The organism is Saliterribacillus persicus, from assembly GCF_003337485.1.
Classification (GTDB): domain Bacteria; phylum Bacillota; class Bacilli; order Bacillales; family Amphibacillaceae; genus Saliterribacillus; species Saliterribacillus persicus.
The window spans coordinates 116,852-135,639 of record NZ_QPJJ01000008.1; the positions used below are offsets into that span (position 1 = coordinate 116,852).

15 protein-coding genes and 1 other RNA gene are annotated in these 18,788 nt (G+C 35.7%); 3 read left to right on the plus strand and 13 right to left on the minus strand.

All coding sequences use genetic code 11. From position 1 onward, the window contains the following. Positions 1–578: 578 nt before the first annotated feature. The 5 genes from ssrA to secG all read right to left on the minus strand — a co-directional run bounded on the left by ssrA (position 579) and on the right by secG (position 5,071). Positions 579–940: a transfer-messenger RNA gene (gene ssrA, locus DFR57_RS10810) on the minus strand. A gap of 106 nt (positions 941–1,046) precedes the next feature. Next, positions 1,047–1,511, minus strand: a complete 465-nt coding sequence (gene smpB / locus DFR57_RS10815; protein WP_114353174.1) for an SsrA-binding protein SmpB — start codon at positions 1,509–1,511, stop codon at positions 1,047–1,049. A gap of 96 nt (positions 1,512–1,607) precedes the next feature. After that, complete coding sequence (gene rnr / locus DFR57_RS10820) at positions 1,608–3,896, minus strand: ribonuclease R (protein ID WP_114353175.1); 2,289 nt, start codon at positions 3,894–3,896, stop codon at positions 1,608–1,610. Between the two features lie 48 nt (positions 3,897–3,944). Beyond that, positions 3,945–4,685, minus strand: coding sequence for an alpha/beta hydrolase (locus DFR57_RS10825; protein ID WP_114353176.1), 741 nt, complete (start codon positions 4,683–4,685; stop codon positions 3,945–3,947). 155 nt (positions 4,686–4,840) lie between these two features. After that, positions 4,841–5,071 carry a preprotein translocase subunit SecG gene (gene secG, locus DFR57_RS10830; protein ID WP_114353177.1) on the minus strand — a complete coding sequence of 77 codons (231 nt, stop codon included), beginning with the start codon at positions 5,069–5,071 and terminating at the stop codon, positions 4,841–4,843. A gap of 152 nt (positions 5,072–5,223) precedes the next feature. On the opposite strand from secG, the gene DFR57_RS10835 reads away from it, so the two are divergent. The 3 genes from DFR57_RS10835 (at position 5,224) to ptsP (ending at position 8,385) form a co-directional block, all read left to right on the plus strand. Then, a complete protein-coding gene (locus DFR57_RS10835; RefSeq protein WP_245937450.1) occupies positions 5,224–6,156 on the plus strand; it encodes an alpha/beta hydrolase in 933 nt (310 codons plus the stop codon). Positions 6,157–6,393: 237 nt separating this feature from the next. Further along, the gene (locus DFR57_RS10840; RefSeq protein ID WP_114353179.1) at positions 6,394–6,663 is read left to right on the plus strand and encodes a phosphocarrier protein HPr; all 270 of its coding nucleotides are present in this window, start codon (positions 6,394–6,396) and stop codon (positions 6,661–6,663) included. A 6-nt stretch (positions 6,664–6,669) separates the two neighbouring features. After that, positions 6,670–8,385, plus strand: coding sequence for a phosphoenolpyruvate--protein phosphotransferase (gene ptsP, locus DFR57_RS10845; RefSeq protein ID WP_114353180.1), 1,716 nt, complete (start codon positions 6,670–6,672; stop codon positions 8,383–8,385). A gap of 43 nt (positions 8,386–8,428) precedes the next feature. On the opposite strand, the gene DFR57_RS10850 is transcribed toward ptsP, so the two are convergent. The 8 genes from DFR57_RS10850 to gap form a co-directional block, all read right to left on the minus strand. Then, entirely contained in the window at positions 8,429–9,448 is a 1,020-nt protein-coding gene (locus DFR57_RS10850) for a GGDEF domain-containing protein (protein WP_114353181.1), read from the minus strand. Positions 9,449–9,600: 152 nt separating this feature from the next. Further along, positions 9,601–11,640, minus strand: a complete 2,040-nt coding sequence (locus DFR57_RS10855) for an iron ABC transporter permease (protein WP_114353182.1) — start codon at positions 11,638–11,640, stop codon at positions 9,601–9,603. Between the two features lie 5 nt (positions 11,641–11,645). After that, the gene (locus DFR57_RS10860) at positions 11,646–12,671 is read right to left on the minus strand and encodes an ABC transporter substrate-binding protein (protein WP_114353183.1); all 1,026 of its coding nucleotides are present in this window, start codon (positions 12,669–12,671) and stop codon (positions 11,646–11,648) included. 197 nt (positions 12,672–12,868) lie between these two features. After that, the gene (gene eno, locus DFR57_RS10865) at positions 12,869–14,155 is read right to left on the minus strand and encodes a phosphopyruvate hydratase (RefSeq protein WP_114353184.1); all 1,287 of its coding nucleotides are present in this window, start codon (positions 14,153–14,155) and stop codon (positions 12,869–12,871) included. 25 nt (positions 14,156–14,180) lie between these two features. Beyond that, positions 14,181–15,719: a 2,3-bisphosphoglycerate-independent phosphoglycerate mutase gene (gpmI, locus tag DFR57_RS10870; RefSeq protein ID WP_114353185.1), complete on the minus strand. Its 1,539-nt coding sequence runs from the start codon at positions 15,717–15,719 to the stop codon at positions 14,181–14,183. Continuing rightward, positions 15,716–16,474 carry a triose-phosphate isomerase gene (tpiA, locus tag DFR57_RS10875; protein WP_114353186.1) on the minus strand — a complete coding sequence of 253 codons (759 nt, stop codon included), beginning with the start codon at positions 16,472–16,474 and terminating at the stop codon, positions 15,716–15,718. The genes gpmI and tpiA overlap by 4 nt, the downstream gene beginning before the upstream one ends. 18 nt (positions 16,475–16,492) lie before the next feature. Continuing rightward, complete coding sequence (locus DFR57_RS10880; RefSeq protein WP_114353187.1) at positions 16,493–17,674, minus strand: phosphoglycerate kinase; 1,182 nt, start codon at positions 17,672–17,674, stop codon at positions 16,493–16,495. A gap of 105 nt (positions 17,675–17,779) precedes the next feature. Beyond that, positions 17,780–18,787 (minus strand): type I glyceraldehyde-3-phosphate dehydrogenase, encoded by a 1,008-nt coding sequence (gene gap, locus DFR57_RS10885; RefSeq protein ID WP_114353188.1) that lies wholly within the window; start codon positions 18,785–18,787, stop codon positions 17,780–17,782. Position 18,788 lies beyond the last annotated feature (1 nt).

Sequence of the window (18,788 nt, forward strand, 5' to 3'; positions counted from 1 at the left end):
AATTTAACGCCCTTGTTTTAAAATTAGGTGAAACAGCTTGTACAATTAAAAACCTTGAGTTAATTGTACCATCAAAATATATTAATTTTTATTAAGGTATTTTGATAAGGATTCTAATAAAAAACCAAACTAATCCCACCAAAAATCCGATTACTATACAGAATAATAAAAGAAAAGTTAATAAATTTAAAATGGTTGTGATCATATCTTCCTCCTTGATCCTACGGATAATTTCAGAAATGATTTTTCTACTTATGTAAATTAACCGATCACACACTATTATAATTCCATATGTTTCCTCTTGTAAACTTACAGATTATTCCCACCACATTTTATAATTAATATTTAGATGGATTTAAAAAAATTTCCAAAAAAACCTCATATTATTTTTTGAAAATCAGAAGTTAAATATTTATTTAATATAAATGATCCCACTTGAATAATTGTGCAAATAAAAAAAGCCGTTCCTTTAATGAAAGACGACTTCTAATCAATTAATAATATCAATATAGCTAAAAATATTAACGAAAATGTATCAATAAAAATAAAAAACCACCATATCAACGTTTCTAGATGATTGGTGGAGACGGTGGGAGTCGAACCCACGTCCAGAGATATTGGCACTCAAGCGTCTACGCGTGTAGTTGGTACATTCGTAATTCGCTAGTTCTTCTGCCTACCAACAGGCGTCCGAATAGCTAGTCTGATTAATCTCTTCTATAACTCCCCAGACGGAGGAGCATAGCGTAGCCCACTAATAAGTGAGACCCTTCATCTAGCACATGGGCGATGATAGGAAGGATCCTTTAGCATTGCTTACGCAGCTGCTAAAGAGTAATTGTTTTCTTTGCCAGTTATAATTGGCTGTAACGGTTAACGAGTCGTAGCCTCGACGCGCGACTTGAGCTCAATCTACCCCTGTCGAATCCGTAACGTCCCCTTAATTAAAAAGGTAGTAACGGAATGAAAGTATAAATTTCACTCAATTATTTAATTGTACTACTTTATTAGTATAACATATTTATAAGAGAAAGAAAATAACTGGATTAATGAAGGTTATCCTTAATCGCACGATCAATATCTCTTTTCGCTTGCTTTTGTTTAAGATCTTCTCGCTTATCATATTTTTTCTTCCCTCTACCTACGCCGATTAGAACCTTGGCAAAACCATTTTTAACATAGACTCTTAATGGTATTAGAGCATAACCAGCTTGCTGTGTTTCCCCAAATAATTTATCAATTTGTTTTTGATGAAGCAATAGTTTTCTTGCTCTTGTTGGGTCATGATTAAATCGATTACCTTGTTCATATGTGGAAATATGCATATTGTGTACATAAGCTTCTCCATTAGAAATACGAGCGAAGCTATCTTTTAAGTTCACTTTTCCTGCTCGAATCGATTTTATTTCAGTACCTTGAAGAACGATTCCTGCTTCATACGTTTCTTCAATAAAATAATCATGACTAGCCTTACGATTTTGTGCAATTACTTTACTTTGTCCTTTTCCCATTTTTATTTCCTCCTACTTCCTGTACCGTACATTTTAACAAAAAGAAAGAGAAGTTGCCATTAATTGCCGAAACGAAAAATAGGAGAATAAATTCTCCTATTTTCGTCTTTTCTTACTTGATTTCTTTTTGTTCTTTTCACCTGGTGCTTTTTTCTGTGCTTTTTTTGCAACTTTCTTTATTTTTCCATTATCCTTTTTCTTTGTATCAATTACTTTAGATGTCTTACTTGTCGTTCTAGTTTTTCTTGGAACCATACCGACTACTTCAAAATCGACTGCGCGTTCTTCGATATTAACGTTTGCCACTTTAACTTCAATGGTATCTCCAACTTGAAAAACATTCCCTGTTCGTTCTCCAATCATTGCATATGCTTTTTCATCAAAATGATAATAATCATCTGTTAAATAGCTAACATGGACAAGTCCTTCCACTGTATTAGCGAGCTCCACAAACAATCCAAAATTAGTGACAGAGCTAATAACACCCTCAAATTCTTCATCAATCTTATCAAGCATATACTCTGCTTTTTTCAGATCATCAACTTCTCGTTCGGCATCTACAGCAGACCGTTCTTTTATGGAAGCATGTTTAGCAATTTCAGGCATTTTCTCTTTCCAGTGATTCCTTGTAGCTGCATCTAGATTATTATTAATTAAATAGGTTCTAATTAATCGATGCACAATTAAATCTGGATACCTCCTAATTGGAGAGGTAAAATGGGTATAAAATTGGGTTGCCAGTCCAAAGTGACCAATGCTATTGGGATCATATTTCGCTTGCTTCATCGACCGTAGCATCAATTTTGAAATTATCATTTCTTCATCCGCACCGTCTACTTCTTCTAACACACGTTGCAGTGCTTGTGGATGGATTTCGTTAGAACTTCCTTTTACCACATAACCAAATCTTGCGATAAATTCAAAGAACGTTTGAAGCTTTGCTGGGTCGGGGTCTTCGTGAATTCGATGGATAAATGGTACATCCATCCAGTGGAAGTGTTCCGCCACTGTTTCATTCGCACAAAGCATAAACTCTTCAATTAATCGTTCACCAACAGATCTTTCACGAATTTCTACATCTACAGCTTTTCCTTTATCATCGACTAATACTTGTGCTTCTTTAAAATCAAAATCAATAGCACCGCGACCAAACCGTTTCTTTCGCAATACTTCAGCGAGGTCACTCATATCTTGAAACATTGGTACAAGTGATCTATATTTTGCAATTGTTTCTTCATTTTTATCAGCAAGTATTTCGTTAACAGCTTTATATGTCATTCTTTCTGTTGTTCTTATAACACTTTGAAATATCTCATGATTGACAATTTCACCATTTAAATCAATTTCCATTTCACAACCGAGTGTTAAGCGATCAACTTGTGGATTCAGGGAACAAATTCCATTGGATAAACGGTGAGGAATCATCGGTATCACACGGTCGACTAAATAGACACTCGTTCCTCTATCAAATGCTTCTTGATCGATTGGAGAATTCTCTTCTACATAATGCGTTACATCCGCAATATATACGCCCAATTTATAATTCCCATTGTCTAGGCGCTTAACCGTTACTGCATCATCCAAATCCTTTGCATCTGCACCATCAATAGTAACAATAGTTTCATCCCGTAAATCTCTTCTGTTTTTTATTTCACTTGGATCAATTTCCTCTGGGATATTAGCAGCTTGCTCAAGTACTTCTTCTGGAAAATCGATAGCAATGCCGTTTTTATAGATGATAGAAAGAATATCCATTCCTGGATCATTTTTATGTCCTAAAATGTGGACAACTTGTCCCTCTGCACTCATTCTTCCCTCAGGGTATTTTGTAATTTCAATAATTACTTTATGCCCATCGACCGCTCCATTTGATGCTGATTTCGGAATGAAAATATCATTTGGAATTCGCTTATCATCAGCAATTACAAAACCAAAAGCACCATTATTTTCATATGTTCCAACAATCCTACTTGAAGCACGTTCCAAAATTCGAATGACAACACCCTCTGAACGTTTGCCACTTTCATCTTGATTATCGACACGGACAAATACTTTATCACCGTTCATAGCTGAACTTAAATCCGCATGATTTATATAGACATCATCTCGATCTTCTTCGTCCGGTAGTAAAAATGCAAATCCCTTAGCATGCATCTGAATTGTTCCTCTTACCAGATTCATTTTTTCAGGCAATCCATATCTGTTCTTTCTCGTTCTAATTAGCATTCCTTCATCTTCTAATTCATTTAACGCTTTCACTAACTCAGTAAAATCAGTAGAGCCTTCTAATTCAAATATCTCTTGAATTTCTTCAACAGATAATGGTCGTGTTGCTTTTTCATTAAAATAATCTTGAATTTGCAGTTTCCATTCACTTGCTTCCATACGTTCACCTTCTTTTCCTTTTCATTAACTTGTCTTTATTATGGTCAATCACCAATCTAACGATTCTAAAAACTTATAAATATCTTCATGCAATTGATCCTTTTCTTTATCAAATGTAATTGCATGTCCAGATTCTTCATACCATTTTATTTCCTTATGCTCTGCTTCAACATTTTCATAAATATAATTCGCACTTTCAGTATTGATCATTTGATCTTTACTTGCTTGTACCACCATCGTTGGTGTGTAAATGGTGTCGACATTATCCTTCACATCTTGAATAGCAGAGGCAACTTCTAAAAATAAATCCTTTGCGTCTTCTATCAATGCTTCGACTTCTCTATCAATTGTCTCTTCATCTTTTTTCTCTAATTGTTTATATTCTTTTGCAAAACGTTTAAAGCCCCATGTTAGTTGTTCTTCGTTATCAAAAAACATAGGAGAACACATCGGAATAACAGCCTCAATAGGATTACTGTAGGCTATTTTTAATCCCAACACACCACCGAGGGATAAACCTGCTACAGCTACCTTTTCATAGCCCTTGTCCTGTAGTTCCTGTAAAGCTGATAAGGCATCCTCCCACCACTCAGTCGCATTTGCTTGAACTAATTCCTCAGGTGACTTCCCATGGCCCCGGTAGATCGGAGCAGAGCATGTATATCCTTTGCTATTTAAGAAACGGCCTAGCATTCTTACATCAGCAGAGTGCCCAGTGAAACCATGTAACAATAAAACCGCTCTTTCCCCTCCTTCAAAGAAAAAAGGTTCTGGTTCTTTAACTTTCATCGAATTTTGCTCCTTTCCTTACTGCATTTCCTTTATTATTTATTTTAAAACACTATTTAACCAAAAAAATTATGTAATAAAAAAATCCCCTACTTATAATATAGCAAGGGATTATCTTCGTACACAACACATATATGTTCATGCATTTTCTACGCTTAGATAATGTAAGCAATCCAAAATGTAAGAATAAAAAAGAGTGCTCCAGTTACAACGGTAATTTTATGCAAAACAGCATCAATACCTCGTGCTTTTTGCTTACCAAATAATTGCTCAGCACCACCAGAAATGGCACCTGAGAGTCCTGCGCTCTTCCCTGATTGTAACAATACTACTGTAATTAGTGTTATGACATCAATGATTAATAATGTAATCGCAACTGCTAACATGTTGCGTGCACCTCCTAGACGGTCGAATCCATAATCATAATGTAGCATAATTTCTATCTACTACGCAAGATAAATTTCTTATTCCATCAAATCCTTATGAATATTATCAATCTTCTTATATAATAGAAAAAAGGGAGGGATCCTGTTTGGTGATGGAAACTACTTGGTTGAAAATGAAAGATAACACTAACATTTTTATAAAAACTTGGATGCCTAAAAATCAAAGCCCACAAGCCATTGTCCAACTATCTCACGGTATGGTCGAACACATAAGTCGGTATAATGCTTTTGCTCAATTTCTAGCAGATCATGGCTTTCTTGTTATCGGAAATGATCACAGGGGACATGGGCAAACAGGGGAGCAAAATCAATCGTTAGGGTATTTCACAAAAAGTGAAGATATTGATACCTTAGTAGAAGATTTAAATGAGGTGACGACCTATATAAATAGGAAGTTTCCTACTTTACCCGTATATTTATTGGGACATAGCATGGGGTCTTTTTTAGCTAGAAGATACCTACAAAAAAGGCCCGCCTACTTAGATGGAGTTATTTTATCTGGAAGTGGATTTCAATCTCCTTACATCCTTTCTTCAGCAAAAAAGCTTGCACGCTTTTTGATTCGCAAAAATGATGAAAAACAAAAAGGCGAAATATTAAATCGCTTAACTTTTTTAGGATACAATAAAAAAATTAAAAATAATTCTACTGTCTTTGATTGGTTAACGAGGGATCCTACAATTATCGAGGAATACTTGAAAGATGATTATTGTGGTTTTACACCCACCAATCAATTCTTTTTTGTATTATACGATGGAATAGAAAAAGTCCAACAATCCAATACACATAATGAGGTAGCCCAAGACCTTCCCATATTATTAATCAGTGGTGAGGAAGATCCAGTGGGCAATTATGGCAAGGGACTAAAAAAGCTAATGGAATTCTATGTATCAGAAGGCTTTGAAAATTTAAACTTGCATTTATACCCAAATGGACGGCATGAAATATTAAATGAAATAAATCGTCATGAAGTTTTTCAAGATGTTTTAGATTGGTTAACCGATAAAATGAAGAATAAAAAATAAGCAAAACAACAAAATAATTATGTCTATTTATTGAAATTGCTAAATTCCATAGAATAAAATTGATTAAAAAACTTGTCTAGCTTAATATGCTGAATTATAATGTTTATGTCTTAAATGTTAGTGGAATATAAAAATATTAATACTTTTGTGATAGGATTCTTGAAATGAACCCTATAAAAAGAGTAAAATTAAGAAGTAGCACTAATTTAAAACAAAATTACTGGGAGGTATTTTATTATGGCAGTAGAAAAAACAATGAAAATCACAGACGAAACAGGCGTTCACGCTCGTCCAGCAACAGTTCTTGTAAACAAAGCAGGTGGTTACGCATCAGATATGACACTTGAATATAATGGAAAAGCTATTAACTTAAAATCTATTATGGGTGTTATGTCACTCGGTATTCCTCAAGGCGCAGAAATTAAAATCATTGCAGAAGGTTCTGATGAACAAGAAGCATTAGATGCAGTAACAAGTGTTATCAAATCAGAAGGGCTAGGAGAGTAATTCTTAATGAGTAATTTAAGCGGTATCGCAGCTTCAAGTGGAATAGCTATAGCAAAAGCATATAAGTTAGCTATTCCTGATCTTTCTTTTGAAAAAAAGAAAGTAGAGAGTACAGACGAAGAAATTAACCGCTTAGAAGAAGCATTAACCATCTCAAAAGAAGAGCTAGAAAAAATTAAAACGCATGCCAGAACCTCTTTAGGTGATGAGCATGCGGAAATTTTTTCTGCACACTTGCTTGTTCTAAGTGATCCAGAGTTAATCAATCCTATTAAAGACAAGATTTCAAACGATAATGTCAATGCAGAGGTTGCATTAGACGAAACTGCACAAATGTTTATCGATATGTTTGAAGGAATGGAAAATGAATATATGCGTGAAAGAGCTGCTGACATTAAAGACGTTACCAAACGTGTGATGGCTCATTTATTAAATGTTTCTTTCCCTAATCCGGCACTTATTAACGAAGAAGTTATAGTAATTGCTGAAGATTTAACACCTTCCGATACAGCCCAGCTTGATAAACAATTTGTTAAAGGTTTTACTACTAACATTGGTGGTCGTACTTCACACTCAGCCATTATGGCTCGTTCTTTGGAAATCCCTGCTGTAGTAGGAACAAAAAAGATTACTGAAGTAGTTGAAGAAGGCGACATTATTATTGTGGATGGTATTGACGGTGACGTTATTATTAATCCATCAGAAGACGAGCTAACTACTTATAAACAAAAACATGCAGATTTCGAAAAGCAAAAGCAAGTTTGGGCAAAGCTAAAAGATGAACCAAGCATTTCTGCAGATGGAACTCAAGTAGAACTAGTAGCTAACATTGGAACACCTAATGACATTGAAGGTGTTTTAAACAATGGTGGTGAAGGTGTTGGATTATATCGTACCGAATTTTTATATATGGGTAAGAGTGAGTTACCAACTGAGGACGAGCAGTTTGAAGCTTATAAATCTGTTTTAGAGCAAATGAAGGATAAGCCTGTTGTGGTTCGTACACTTGATATTGGTGGCGATAAAGAATTGGACTATCTTGATTTGCCAGAAGAGATGAATCCATTTTTAGGATTCCGTGCTATTCGTTTGTGTCTAGAGCGAGATGATATTTTCAGAACGCAATTACGAGCACTACTTCGTGCAAGTACATTTGGGAATTTAAAAATTATGTTTCCAATGATTGCTACACTTGATGAATTTCGTGCAGCAAAAACAATGCTTTTAGAAGAAAAAGATCGTCTTACAAACGATGGTGTAGAAGTATCCAATGATATTGAAATTGGAATTATGGTAGAAATCCCATCTACAGCCGTTATTGCACGTCAATTCGCAAAAGAAGTTGATTTCTTCAGCATTGGAACGAATGATTTGATTCAATATACATTGGCTGCAGATCGTATGAATGAACGTGTAAGCTATTTATATCAACCTTATCACCCAGCAATCCTAAACCTCGTGCATAATGTTATTGAGGCTGCTCATGCAGAAGGAAAATGGGCTGGTATGTGTGGAGAAATGGCTGGAGACTCCATTGCGATTCCAATTCTGCTTGGACTTGGATTAGATGAATTTAGCATGAGTGCTACTTCCATCCTTCCTGCACGTACGCAAATAAGAGATTTAAATAAAGAAGAACTAGCATCCTTTAAAGAACAACTGTTAGGGATGAATACTGCGAATGAAGTGGAAGCTTTCATTCGAGCTAAAACCAATCAATAAAAATAAAAATCCTCCTTGCTTTAAGCAACGAGGATTTTTATTTTTATTTATATACCTTTGTCTGATTCTTACCATTTCTTTTTGCTAAATATAGAAGTTCATCAGCTTTTCTAAAAAGCTCTTCTTTATTCGAGGCATTATTAAAATTCTCTAATCCCATACTAACCGTTACAGGATTGTGCGCCTCAATTTCCTCATGAAAATAATCTTGAACTGCTATTCTACATGCCTCTGCTAATTTATAACTTTCACTAAATGATTTATCCATAAAAATAATGACAAATTCTTCTCCCCCATAACGAATAACATAATCTTCATCATTTACTGAAATCATTAGAACATTGGCTATTCTTTTTAGAATTAAATCTCCTATGCTATGACCATATGTGTCATTTATATTTTTAAAATTATCAATATCTACTACAGCCAGTTGCATCTTGATGCTTTTATTTTCTCTTTTCTTTTCAAACATATAATCCATATACTCATGATACATTTTAATATTTAAAGCACCGGTTAAAGCATCAATTTTTGAATCCTGTTCAATAAATAAACTATGCTCCCGCATTTTATTTCCTAAAATTGATTGGGTGACTAACACCGAGGTAATTAATACATGTGAGGCTAGTAAAGGAATTAAATAAGCAACGGGGAAATACGTAGGAAAAACTAATTCACCATAATTGAATACGAAGAAACACGTATAAAATAAATTAGAAATACCCAAAAGCAAAACAGGCTTATAATTAAAATATAAGGATAACATTACAGTAAAGATGTAGGTGAATACATATGCTGTTATATAAGGACCTAAGGTATATGGCATAACAGAAAAAATCATTACAAAATAATATGGAATAAAAGTTGAAAATAGTCTTTTCCATACAAAAATAGTCGGTAAAATATACCACATTACTCCAATACCTATTATAGCCACCCCTATTTCCACTCCAACTCCTGGCATAGCAGAAATACCAGCAATAATATTGAGAATCCAACATATCGCCACCATAAGCTTATTTCGGTCATGAATAGAAAACAATTCCTTTTTCAGTGTCGTCACCCCCCCTTTTTTAAAATTATATAAGCTAAACTAATATAACTGAAAATTCGATTTGTATAAATATATTATAGTTCTTTTGCATCATTTTTACAAATGTAATATAACTATTTTTCACTGTTAATATGAAAAAAAGACTAAGCAATCTTAGTCTTTTAGATCTTTATTTTATTTGCGCGATGCATTAGCCATAAAAAATATGGTGCACCAATAATAGCGATAATAATACCAGATGGAATCTCCTTTGGAACGAGAAGTGTTCGACTAAGTGTATCAGCAATCATTAGAAAGGTAGCACCTAACAATGCAGTAGTTATTACTAAATGCTTGTGAGATGGTCCTAAGAGCATTCGTGCAACATGTGGCGCGATTAACCCAACAAAACCAATTGTTCCAACTGTAGCTACACTAGCTGCTGCAATGATAGATCCTAATAATGCTAAAAAAAACCTCGTCTTTAACACGTTTAACCCTAAACCCTTAGCAGTCTCATCTCCTAGACTTAACGTTTGAATAAGGTGATTTACCAGTAAAATAATAGGAATTAATAACAAAAAAGGTCCTAATAAGTAATAAAGCAACTCTTCCCAACTTTTCGCATAAGTCGTTCCAGAAAGCCAAGTTAAAGCAGAAGCAACAGCCATATTTGATCGCACTACGATGATTTGAATAATTGCGGATCCAAATGCCGATATTCCAATTCCTAAAAGAGCTAGGAGAGATGGTTGAAAATCAGCCCTATAAGCTAGGATCATAATTACTATAAATGCAATCATAGCACCGAGAAACGCACCTAGCGGCATAAATGTGGCTGAAATTGATCCTGCTGTTAGAAATATTAAAGCTCCCACTCCAGCGCCAGATGTAATCCCTATGATAGAGGGGTCAGCAAGCGGATTTCTCAGCACACCTTGAAAAATATAACCACTTAGTGCAAGTAAAATACCACTTATTGCTGCCACTAATAAGCGTGGTAATCGAATATCGAATACCATCTTTTTAATAAAACTATCCTCACCCGACATGAGCGCATTCCACGTTTTAATTAAATTAACTCCACTATTTCCGGTAGATATTCCTATTACTAAAGTTAAAACTACTAATACTAATAAAATAGGGATAATCCACTTTTCAATAACAAGTGCTGTAGGTTTTCCAGTTAGAATCCCTGTATCTGTTTTACTATATTTACGGTTTCGTTTTTGCATGATTAATAAGATCAACGTAGGAGCCCCAATAAATGCTGTAATTGCTCCTACAGGAAGCTCAGAAAAGCTCGGATCTAAAAATCTTGCTAATATATCAGCGGATAACAGAACAATAGCGCCCCATAAAAACGATCCAATAAGAACTGGTACATGTTTTTTAAAGCCTAATAATTTTATTAAGTGCGGAGCAATAATACCCACAAATCCAATTGGTCCAACAACACTTACAGTAACAGAAGTTAAAAATACTGCAAACAATAGGGCAAAAAACCGAAGACGCCCTACATTTTGTCCTAAACCTTTCGCAACTTCTTCACCTAATTGAAAAAGGTCTAATGACTTAGCCAAAAATAAACAAGCAATAGAAGCTACTATAACGAAGGGTAATGAAAATAAGACACCATCCCAATTATTTTGGACCAATGTTCCAGAACCCCACAAAAATAGCCCAGCAGTTTCATTTTCAAAAAAGATTTGTAATACGGTAGTAAACGCTGAAAACATCATCGTTATTACCATGCCTGCTAATACCATTCGTACAGGACTCGAATTTGTAAAGCCTGCTAATGAGAATACTAGCAATGCAGTAATAATTCCACCAATGAAAGCAATCACTAAACCACTTACACTCCCAGTTGAACTGAAAAATACGGTCGATAAAACTACAGCAAAATAAGCACCTGAATGAATACCAAGTGTACTAGATGATGCTAACGGATTTTTTGTAATGGTTTGCAGGATGACCCCAGAAATTGCTAATGCGCCACCTGCTAATATACCGATAACTGCACGAGGCATACGCAGATAACGCACGGTATGATGTGCTAATTCATCTTTCGGGAAAAATATTGCTTCTAATATGACAAGTGGTGCAATCTCTACACTACCTTGATTAATATGTATAAAAAGGAGTAAAAGCAAAAGCACGGTCCCTCCCCCAAAGGTAAGAACCGTTGCTAGATGCTTTTTATTGTTTAATGCAATCATCGTATTCACTCCGCTGATACTAATGCTTCTTTAATTTGCTCAGCAAAAACTTTCGCAGACAATGGACCTCCAAATGTCCACGTATCTCCTGGTAACTGGTATGTTCTATTTTCTTCTACAAATCCAAGACCTTCCCAGGCTGGGTTTCCTGCTAACTGATTTTCAAATATATTATCATCTTCTTGAACAATATAGAAGAAATGAGCATCTTGAAAATTTTGTAGTGCTTCTACACTTGCAGAATCAAATCCATACACTTGAAAACCTTCTGATTCATACGCATTTTCAAGACCTATTTTCGTCATGATTTCAGTAGCCATAGCATTATCTTTAAACAATCGAATAACTGGAGCAGCATCAGAGCTAAATGCTTGTGCTAAGACAAATTGATTATTCTCGATTTCTGCATCCGTAATTTCCTGTTCGATTTCTTCGTATGAGCTATCTAAGTTTTGCAACACACTTTCTGCTTCATCCGTTTTACCTACCACTTTTGCCATTTCTTTAAAAGTGGTTTCCATTTCTTCATACTGTGTCATTGTTCCTTCTTCTGGATAAGAATTAAATGCTAAGGTTTGTGTGATATCATTTAAGCTATCCATAATTGCTTCATGTCTAAACCCTGCAGTAATGATTAAATCTGGCTCTAATTCAGAAATAGCTTCTAAATTTGGTTCTTGTCTGGTACCAACATCGACAACATCATCAGATAATTCGGCATCAATGTTAACCCAGCTATTATATCCTTCAATATCTGCCATACCTACTGGTTGAACACCTAAGGCTAATAGATTTTCTGCATATACCCATTCTAATACAACGATTTTTTCAGGAGCTTCTTCAATCGTGTGCTCTCCATACATATCAGTTACAGTGATTTCACTACTAGACGAGGTTTCTTCCTCTTCAGTTTCAGTTTCTGTTTGATCAGTATCTGTTTCGGACTCACTTGTATCCTCATTTTGACCACAAGCAACTAGCAAAAGTCCCAAAATTAGACCTAAAAATAATAACCAAATTCTCTTTTTCATTCTTTTTATCCCCCTGTATGTAATTGATAAAGATTATCATTATCGTAATAAATCCTATCACTTTTGTCAACTTTAGTCAATAAATAGCCGGAAAATTAAAAATAATTTTGAGGTTCGCGATGTGTTATTTTTTGAAAAACTATAAAAAAAAAGCATGCGATCCTATAAAAGAATCGCATACCTTTTCGATAATAAACTTATTTATTTAAGTTGTAAAAAGCTGTTTTTCCAGCATAGATAGCTGTTCCAACTAATTCATCTTCGATACGTAGTAATTGATTGTACTTCGCTACGCGGTCTGTACGAGATGGTGCACCAGTTTTGATTTGCCCTGCATTTGTTGCAACAGCAATATCAGCAATGGTAGCATCTTCTGTTTCACCTGAACGGTGAGAAATAACTGCTGTATAACCAGCTCTTTTAGCCATTTCAATTGCTTCAAAGGTTTCTGTTAGTGTACCAATTTGGTTCACTTTAACAAGAATGGAGTTACCTACACCTTGTTCAATACCTTGAGCTAGACGCTTCGTATTTGTTACGAATAAATCATCCCCAACTAATTGAACACGATCTCCAATACGTTCTTGAAGCATTTTGTGACCTTCCCAGTCGTTCTCGTCTAAACCATCTTCAATTGAGATGATTGGATATTTGTTAACCATTTCTTCGTACCATACTGCCATTTCTTCAGAAGTACGTACAACGCCTTCACCTTTTAAGTTATATTTACCATCTTCGTAGAATTCAGATGATGCCACGTCCATTGCAAGCATAACTTCTTCACCTGGCTTGTAACCAGCTGCTTCAATTGCTTCAATAATTGTAGAAAGTGCTTCCTCATTTGATTTCAAGTTTGGTGCGAAACCACCTTCGTCACCAACACCAGTGTTATAACCTTTTCCAGTTAAAACTTTTTTCAAGTTATGGAAAATTTCAGCACCCATACGAAGAGCTTCACGGAAAGTAGGAGCTCCTACAGGCATAATCATAAATTCTTGAATATCTACGTTATTATCCGCATGTTCCCCACCATTTAAAATGTTCATCATTGGTGTTGGAAGTGTAGTTGCGTTAAATCCACCTAAATAAGTGTAAAGTGGCATTTGAAGATAATCAGCTGCTGCATGAGCTGCTGCCATTGATACACCAAGAATAGCGTTAGCTCCTAGCTTACCTTTATTTTCAGTGCCATCAAGCTCAAGAAGTAATTGGTCAATAACTACTTGACGCGTTACATCTAAACCAATTAATTCTGGTGCAATAATTTCATTCACATTTTCTACTGCTTTTAGAACACCTTTACCTAGGTAACGATCTTTGTCTCCATCACGAAGCTCAACTGCTTCATGCTCACCAGTAGATGCACCACTTGGAACTAATGCTGAACCAAATGCTCCTGTTTCTGTGAAAATTTCTACCTCAACTGTTGGGTTACCACGTGAATCTAATACTTCGCGTGCATAAACATCTGTAATATATGGCATTTAAAAACTCTCCTTTTAATTTAAATTATTTTTTAATTAATGTCTTTCCTGTCATTTCTTCAGGTTTTTCAACTTTCAGTAGATCTAATAAAGTTGGTGCTAAATCAGCTAATATACCACCGTCACGAAGTCCAACTCCATCCTGTGTCACAATAACTGGAACAGGATTAGTTGTGTGAGCCGTCATCGGTTTACCCTCTGGCGTGGTTACTTGATCAGAGTTACCATGGTCGGCAGTGATAATAGCTTGACCACCTTTAGCTATTATTTTATCTACAACTTTACCTAAGCATTCATCCACTGCTTCTATCGCTTTAATTGTTGGTTCAAGCATTCCGGAATGCCCAACCATATCTGGATTAGCAAAGTTTAAAATAATCGCATTTTGCGTATCGTTATCAAGCTCCTCTAATAACGCGTCCGTTACTTCGTAGGCACTCATTTCTGGTTTTAAATCATATGTTGCAACCTTTGGAGAATTAATCAGAATTCTTTTTTCGCCATCGAATTCCTGCTCACGCCCTCCGCTCATAAAGAACGTAACGTGTGGATATTTTTCTGTTTCAGCAATTCTTAACTGATTTAAGTTATTTTTTGCTAAAACTTCTCCCACCGTATTATCCAAATTAACTGGCTCATAAGCAATTTTGCCGTTTACCGTATCACTATATTTCGTTAAACATACAAAATGAATATCTTTCGGTGATTTTTCGCCACGATCAAAATCATTGAAATCAGCATTTGCGAATGTTTGTGAAATTTGAATAGCGCGATCAGGTCTGAAATTATAGAAAATAACAGCATCTTCATCCTGAATCGTTGCTTTCGGATTGCCATTTTCATCTGTAATAACAGTTGGAAGAACGAATTCATCAAAAATATCTTTTTTATAGGCTTCGTTAACTACCTCTAGTGGATCAGTGGAGGCAGGGCCATCACCATCTACCATTGCAGCATAAACCTTTTGCACACGATCCCAACGCTTATCTCTATCCATTGCATAATAACGTCCGGAAACAGTTGCAAATTCTCCTACACCATACTCTGTCATTTTTTCTTGTACTTCTTTTAAATATTGAATAGCAGATTTTTGCCCAACATCGCGACCATCAAGAAATGCATGGACATAGACCTTGGTTAAACCATAATCTGCCGCCAACTTTAATGCTGCATATAAATGCTCAATATGACTATGAACTCCACCATCAGATAGTAAACCAAAAAGATGGAGTGCCTTATCATTATCTTTCGCATGTTTTACAGCATCAACTAATACTTTATTTTCGAAAAAGTCTCCTTCTTTAATAGAAAGATTGACCCTAGTTAAACTTTGATAAACAATACGACCAGCACCAATATTTAAATGACCAACTTCAGAGTTACCCATTTGTCCATCAGGTAGACCTACCGCTTCACCAGACGCTGTTAATTGATTGTGTGGGTATTGGTTCCAATACCGATCAAAATTTGGCGTATTGGCTTGTTTTACTGCGTTTCCCATTACCTCATCACGAATGGCATAACCATCCAAGATAATAAGTGCAGCTAGATTATTCTGACTCATTTAGCACCAGCCTCCACTAGTTGTACAAAGGAGTCTGCTTCTAAACTTGCACCACCTACAAGTGCACCATCAATATCTGATTGAGATAATAATTCATCAATATTTGCTGGCTTTACACTTCCACCATATTGAATACGCACAGCTTCACCAGCTTCAGTAGAAACTTCTGCAGCAACTACTTTACGGATATAAGCACATACTTCATTAGCTTGTGCAGAAGTTGCTGTTTTACCAGTACCGATAGCCCAAATTGGTTCATAAGCAATAATCGTTTCTTTTACTTGATCATCTGTTAACCCTTCAAGTGCAAGCTTTACTTGATCTTCAACGATTGACATTGTCTCGTTATTTTCGCGTTGTGCTAAAGTTTCCCCTACACATAAAATAGGTGTTAGGTCATGATTAAAAGCAGCGTGTACTTTTTTATTTACCATTTCATCTGTTTCAGCGAACAATTCACGACGTTCTGAGTGTCCAAGAACTACGTAAGTGACACCAATATCTTTTAACATCGCTGGACTTACTTCACCTGTAAATGCTCCGCTTTCTTCAAAATGCATGTTTTGTGCAGCAATTTGAAGCTTAGAGCCTTTTGCACTTTCTACTAATGAGGTAAGAAATGGGTATGGTGCACATACCACTGCTTCTACCTTATCACCAGTTGGTACTTTTTCTTTTGTATCTTCAACAAATTTTACAGACTCCGAAAGAAACTTATTCATTTTCCAGTTACCTGCAATTACTCTTTTACGCATGAAAACACCTCGCCCTTCTTATTTATCAGTTAATACATTAACTCCAGGAAGCTCTTTACCTTCCATAAATTCTAAGGAAGCTCCCCCACCAGTTGAGATATGGTCCATCTCTTTTGCATAGTTAAACTTTTCAACAGCTGCTGCTGAGTCGCCACCACCAATTACGGAGTAACCATCTGTTTTCGCTAATGCATCTGCAACTGCTTTAGTTCCATTTGCAAACGTTTCTAATTCAAATACACCCATTGGTCCATTCCAAATGATTAATTTAGAGTCTGCAATAATAGATGCGAATTCTTCGCGTGTTTTTGGCCCAATATCTAATGCTTCCAAATCTTTTGGAATACTATCAATTGCAACCTCTTGCGTATTTGCATCGTTTGAAAAATCATCTGCAACAATGACGTCTTGTGGTAAAACTAAATTAACACCTTTATCTTTAGCTTTTTGCATAAATTCTTTAGCTAGCTCAATTTTATCTTCTTCAAGTAGAGATTTACCAATCTCGTGACCTTGTGCTTTAACAAAAGTATAAGCAAGGCCGCCACCGATTAATAAATTATCAACTTTTTCTAAAAGATTATCGATAACACCAATCTTATCCTTCACTTTTGCCCCACCAATGATAGCTGTGAAAGGACGCTCGGGATTTGAAAGTGCTTTACCTAATACCTCTAATTCTTTTTCTAATAAAAATCCTGCAGCTGATGTTAAATTTTCTGCAACACCTGCTGTTGAAGCATGCGCACGGTGTGCAGCACCAAAGGCATCATTCACATAATAATCTGCAAGTTTAGCAAATTCCTGAGCTAATGCTGGATCATTTTTTGTTTCTCCAGCTTCAAAACGAACGTTTTCTAATAAAAGAACCTCACCATTTTGCAAATTATTTGCAGCTTCTGTAACTTCCGCACCGTAAACTTGATCTGCTTTAGAAACTGTTTTATTTAATAAATCACTTAGTCTTTTAGCAACTGGATCAAGACGAAGGTCTTCTACCACTTCTCCACCTGGTCGACCAAGGTGACTTGCTAAAATTACTCTTGCTCCATTTTCTAAAAGATATTCTATTGTGGGAACTGCAGCTTTAATTCTTGTATCATCTGTAACCTGTCCATCCTTCATCGGAACATTGAAGTCAACGCGACAGAATACTTTTTTCCCATTTAAATCTAAATCACGAATTGTCATTTTATTCATTCAGATAAACCTCCTTGGGATATCACCTGTATGTATCATACAAGTTTTCTTTAAAAATGGGAGGAGGACTGATCCCCCTCCCATTCATTTATAGGTTCTTATTTATTAAAGCCCTTGAGCTTTAAGATAAACTGCTAAGTCTACACAACGGCTAGAGTAACCCATTTCATTGTCATACCAAGATACTACTTTAACTAAGTTATCTTCCATAACCATAGTAGAAAGTGCATCAATAGTAGAAGAATTAGAATTACCAATGTAGTCTACAGAAACAAGTGGCTCTTCAGAGTATCCAAGGATACCTTTTAAGTCACCTTCTGCAGCTTCTTTAAATGCTGCGTTTACTTCTTCAGCAGTTACATTTTTGTCTAATTCTGCAACTAGATCTACTAAAGATCCGTCTGGAGTTGGTACACGCATTGCCATACCATTCAATTTCCCTTTAAGTTCAGGAAGTACAAGAGATACTGCTTTTGCAGCCCCAGTTGTAGTTGGGATAATGCTTTCAGCAGCCGCACGAGCACGACGGTAATCTTTGTGTGGTAGATCAAGGATTGATTGATCATTTGTGTATGAGTGAACAGTAGTCATCATACCGCGCTTCAAACCAAATTTGTCGTTTAAAACTTTAGCGAATGGAGCTAAACAGTTTGTAGTACAAGAAGCATTTGAAATAACATCATGCTTAGATGCTTCATACTTATCTTCGTTAACACCCATTACAACTGTGATGTCTTCATCAGTTGCAGGTGCAGAAATAACAACTTTTTTAGCGCCAGCTTCTAAGTGCTTCGCAGCAGCGTCACGCTTAGTGAAAATACCAGTAGATTCAATAACTACTTCTACTCCAAGGTCTCCCCATGGTAAATTCGCAGGGTCACGTTCTGAAAGTACTTTAATTTCTTTACCAGCAACTACGATGTTTGATCCGTTTACTGATACTTCTTCTTCTAATTTTCCGTGAACAGAATCATATTTCAATAGATGTGCAAGCATGTTCGCATCTGTTAAATCATTAACAGCAACTACCTCAACCTCATTATTTTTCAACGCTTGACGAAACACATTACGACCAATACGGCCAAATCCATTAATACCTACTTTTACTGTCATT